This window comes from Providencia sp. PROV032 (genome assembly GCF_028484875.1).
Taxonomy (GTDB): Bacteria; Pseudomonadota; Gammaproteobacteria; order Enterobacterales; family Enterobacteriaceae; genus Providencia; species Providencia rettgeri_E.
The window spans coordinates 1-4364 of record NZ_JAMPSX010000056.1 but is presented as its reverse complement, the minus strand read 5'-3'; the positions used below and the strand labels follow the sequence as shown (position 1 = coordinate 4364).

Below are 4364 nucleotides of genomic sequence, written 5' to 3'. Positions count from 1 at the left end.
TTAGATTGTCCCTCTAAGACACGGAATCGGTGGTTAAACCACATCAACCAAGCAAGAATTTATTTTCGCTTGTTTTTTTCAGGAGACAAATCAGGAAGATAATTGAGAACATAAAGGAAGTGGTGCTGATAGGCAGATTCGAACTGCCGACCTCACCCTTACCAAGGGTGTGCTCTACCAACTGAGCCATATCAGCACATCTTGGAGCGGGCAGCGGGAATCGAACCCGCATCATCAGCTTGGAAGGCTGAGGTAATAGCCATTATACGATGCCCGCAATGAACTCGGCTACCTGAGTTATCAGCTGTTAAACTGTTCCTCAAAATTTTCACTAAAGAAAATTTCTTGGAGATGGTGGTGGGAGAAGGATTCGAACCTTCGAAGTCTGTGACGGCAGATTTACAGTCTGCTCCCTTTGGCCGCTTGGGTATCCCACCTATCCAAATTTTTAATGGTGCCGGCACCAAGAGTCGAACTCGGGACCTACTGATTACAAGTCAGTTGCTCTACCAACTGAGCTATGCCGGCATCAAGTGCTGCGCATTCTAGGTAGAGTCGGCGCAGGTTGCAACAAAAAAATTAACTTTTTTGTCTGTTCGCTCACATTTTGTTCGCTTTTTGCATTTTTGTTGATTTTTTAACTACTTTAAGATTAAAACATCAACAGCAGCTATTAACTATAGTCCATTACTATTTAGTCAGTAAAGGGAGAATGAGATCTAAAATTTTCAAAATTAATATTTTTTATTCAATATCACAGTTTTACCCTTCCATTTTTAGGTGTTTTTTTCATCACTCAGTATCATTTTTTCTGCCTACATCAAAAAAAACTCATAAAAAATAGAAAAAAACCTACGCCTCCCCACTTTCACTCGCTATGATGCTAGCAAATTTTATGGATACGGGTGTTTAGGCAACCTGTCCAACCTGCATAAAATAGGCAGATGTTGGTTTATGAAAAAGAAAGAAAATTTTATTACTACGCCATACTTAGAGTTTGATAGAGAACACTGGGCAACTTTACGTGATTCAGTTCCACTTACATTAACATCGAGCGAACTCCTAGAGCTAAAAGGGATTAACGAAGAACTCTCTATGGAAGATGTTATAGAGATTTATCTACCTTTATCGCGTTTATTGAATTTTTATATCAGTTCAAACTTACGTCGTCAGGCAGTTCTAGAACAATTTCTTGGTACTAACGGCGCTAAAGTGCCTTATATTATTGGTATCGCGGGTAGTGTGGCCGTTGGTAAAAGCACAACAGCACGTTTACTACAAGCGCTACTTACTCGTTGGCCAGAACACCGTAAAGTTGATTTGATTACAACGGATGGTTTCTTACATCCTAATCAAGTATTAAAAGATAGGAATATTATGAAGAAAAAAGGGTTTCCGCAGTCTTATGATATGCGAAAACTCGTTAACTTCGTGTCGCAAATAAAATCAGGAGCACGTAACGTTACAGCTCCTGTTTATTCACATTTGACGTATGATATCGTTCCTGACCAAGAACAAATCATTGATCAGCCTGATATTTTAATACTCGAAGGACTGAATGTCTTACAAAGTGATATGGATTACCCGCAAGATCCTCATCATGTCTTTGTATCTGACTTTGTTGATTTTTCTATTTATGTTGATGCTGCCCCTGAATTATTAAAACAATGGTATATCGGCCGGTTTCTTAAATTTAGGCAGGGAGCATTCTCAGATCCTGATTCTTATTTCCATAATTATTCTAAGTTAAGGGAAGAAGAAGCAATTAATATTGCAGGCTCTATCTGGGATGAAATTAACGGATTAAATCTTGAAGAAAATATATTACCAACCAAGGAAAGGGCGAGTTTAATTATGACCAAAGGTGAAAATCATTCTATTCAGAGTGTTAGAATAAGAAAATAATTATTTATATTGGCCGGCTTGTCTCCGGCCAATAATATATCAATCATTTGGCCTTAAGGATATTTCCCCGCCAATATAGGGTGCTATTTCCCCATTATTCTTTTGTAGTAATAATGCACCTTGCTCATTAACCCCACGCTCAATGCCTGTTATTATATCATTACCTATCAATAACTTAACTGGCCTATTGAGAAAATTATCTAATTTAAACCAACGTTCTAAAAATGGTTTTAGTCCTTCTCGTTCAAATATAGCCAAGGACTCTCTTAATGACTTAATAATATTTGCAGATAATTCATTACGCTCTATATTTTCAACTTCATCTCTTAGTGATGACCATTCTTGTGTTATTGATTTTGAGCTTTCAATATTGTTATTATTCATACCAATATTAATACCTATACCAATAATAATATGGGCTGCATCTCCTGTTTTACCAGTTAATTCAACTAAAATTCCTGCAAGTTTTTTATCATTCATATACAGGTCATTCGGCCATTTTACTTTCACTTTTTCTTGGCTAATTTTATTTAAAGTCTCAGCAATCACGATACCCACAACAAGACTTAGTCCCACAGCTGCAGCTGGGCCTTGATCTAATTTCCAATACATAGAAAGGTAGAGATTACAGCCAAATGGTGAGATCCACTGGCGCCCTCTTCTACCACGCCCAGCACTTTGATATTCGGCTAAGCAAGTATCCCCTGACTTCAGGCTATTAATGCGTTCTAACATGTATTGATTCGTTGAATCAATAACTGGCTCAACAATAATATTCACGCTATCAACTTGTTTTTTAATAGCTTCTTTGTTTAATAAATTGATTGGATAGGGAAACTTATAGCCTTTGCCAGCGATTGTTTCTATGTTTAATCCCCATGAACGCAATGTTTTGATATGTTTATTAATTGCAGATCTTGTCATTCCTAATTGTTCACCGAGTTGCTCCCCCGAATGGACCTGAGCATCAGCTAAGATATCAATTAGCTGTAAAGGAATATTAGTTTCTTTCATCGAATATAATCCATTGCATTAACTTCTCCCATTTTACCTATAAACCTGACTTCTGGCTCTAAAATGATATCAAAGCGCTTTGCTACTGTTTGACTTACATATTTCGCCAAGTTAGCAATATCTTGCCCTGTTGCATGCTGTTTATTAATTAGCACCAACGCCTGTTGCGTGTGAACTGCAGCGCCACCAATTTGATGACCTTTTAAACCGCACTGGTCAATTAGCCAACCTGCGGCTAATTTAATACTGCCATCAGCTTGTTCATATTGGGGGCAATTAGGATAAGCTACTTTTATGGCCTGTGCCTTTTCTACCGAAATCACGGGGTTCTTAAAGAAACTCCCCGCATTGCCCGTTATTGTAGGGTCAGGTAATTTACTTCTACGTGTTTGGCATACCGAGTTGAATACTTGTTCTGGCGTTACTGTATTGGGGTCAAGTTGAGCAAGGTCACCATACATAAGCTTAGGTGTCCATTCTTTAGCAAGTTTTAACCCAACACTGATAATGACATGGCCATATTGGTATTCATGCTTAAAAATACTATCACGATAGCCAAACTGGCACTCAGCTGCAGTTAGCCGAGCTACTTTACCCGTTTCTAGAGAGAGTACATCGACATACTCACATATATCTTTCAACTCTATACCATAAGCTCCAATATTTTGAATGGGAGCAGAGCCAACACAACCCGGGATCAATGCTAAATTTTCTGCACCAAAAATACCTTTACCCAATAACGTCTCAAGCAATTGATGCCAATTTTCACCTGCTTGGGCATGAACATACCAATAGCTGTTATCTTCTGTTATTTTTATACCCTTCAGCTGATTGATAATTACCACACCTTCAAAGTCTGCAACAAATAGAACATTGCTTCCTCCCCCTAATAATAATACGGGAAGTTGCTGATTTTTAGCCTCGGCCCATTGTTGGAGTAAAGATTCTTGGCTATCCACAAAAACAATTGATAATGCTTTTGCTTGAATGCCAAAGCTATTAAATGATTTAAGTTCAGACGTTAGGTTCATTACAGCCTTCAGTACAAATAAAACTAGGATAGGATAAGTCTATCAGGCTGGATTACGAGTGAATAGCAAGATTAGGAAAATAAGATAATTAGTAAAAATTACGCTATTCGTGAAATGCAAAAAAGCCACCCAATTAGGTGGCTTCTTTATATTTAAAACCTAGCAGTTCCCTACTCTCACATGGGGAGACCCCACACTACCATCGGCGCTACGGCGTTTCACTACTGAGTTCGGCATGGGGTCAGGTGGGACCACCGCGCTATTGCCGCTAGGTAAATTCTTTTTAAATGCCGATTATATGGTGCTGATACCCAGATTCGAACTGGGGACCTCACCCTTACCAAGGGTGTGCTCTACCAACTGAGCCATATCAGCAATATGGTGCGGTCAGTCAGTACTGACACAACCTTAAAA

General features: G+C 38.6%; 3 protein-coding genes, 5 tRNA genes and 1 rRNA gene. 1 reads left to right on the top strand and 8 read right to left on the bottom strand.

What is annotated here, in order from left to right; genetic code table 11:
- Positions 1-120 precede the first annotated feature (120 nt).
- From PSF42_RS20450 to PSF42_RS20435, 4 genes are all read right to left on the bottom strand, one after another.
- Positions 121-196: transfer RNA gene (locus PSF42_RS20450), tRNA-Thr, on the bottom strand.
- 6 nt (positions 197-202) lie between these two features.
- Positions 203-277, bottom strand: a tRNA-Gly gene (locus PSF42_RS20445).
- A gap of 75 nt (positions 278-352) precedes the next feature.
- A tRNA-Tyr gene (locus PSF42_RS20440) sits at positions 353-437 on the bottom strand.
- A 15-nt stretch (positions 438-452) separates the two neighbouring features.
- Positions 453-528 (bottom strand) — tRNA-Thr (locus PSF42_RS20435).
- A 426-nt stretch (positions 529-954) separates the two neighbouring features.
- On the opposite strand from PSF42_RS20435, the gene coaA reads away from it, so the two are divergent.
- Positions 955-1905 (top strand): type I pantothenate kinase, encoded by a 951-nt coding sequence (coaA, locus tag PSF42_RS20430; protein WP_125895258.1) that lies wholly within the window; start codon positions 955-957, stop codon positions 1903-1905.
- Between the two features lie 39 nt (positions 1906-1944).
- On the opposite strand, the gene birA is transcribed toward coaA, so the two are convergent.
- The 4 genes from birA to PSF42_RS20410 form a co-directional block, all read right to left on the bottom strand.
- A complete protein-coding gene (birA, locus tag PSF42_RS20425; protein ID WP_272680562.1) occupies positions 1945-2919 on the bottom strand; it encodes a bifunctional biotin--[acetyl-CoA-carboxylase] ligase/biotin operon repressor BirA in 975 nt (324 codons plus the stop codon).
- The gene (gene murB, locus PSF42_RS20420) at positions 2916-3950 is read right to left on the bottom strand and encodes a UDP-N-acetylmuramate dehydrogenase (RefSeq protein ID WP_272680561.1); all 1035 of its coding nucleotides are present in this window, start codon (positions 3948-3950) and stop codon (positions 2916-2918) included. Before murB ends, birA begins: the two co-directional genes overlap by 4 nt.
- 157 nt (positions 3951-4107) lie before the next feature.
- Positions 4108-4223: ribosomal RNA gene (gene rrf, locus PSF42_RS20415) — 5S ribosomal RNA — on the bottom strand.
- A 26-nt stretch (positions 4224-4249) separates the two neighbouring features.
- A tRNA-Thr gene (locus tag PSF42_RS20410) sits at positions 4250-4325 on the bottom strand.
- Between the last annotated feature and the right edge of the window lie 39 nt (positions 4326-4364).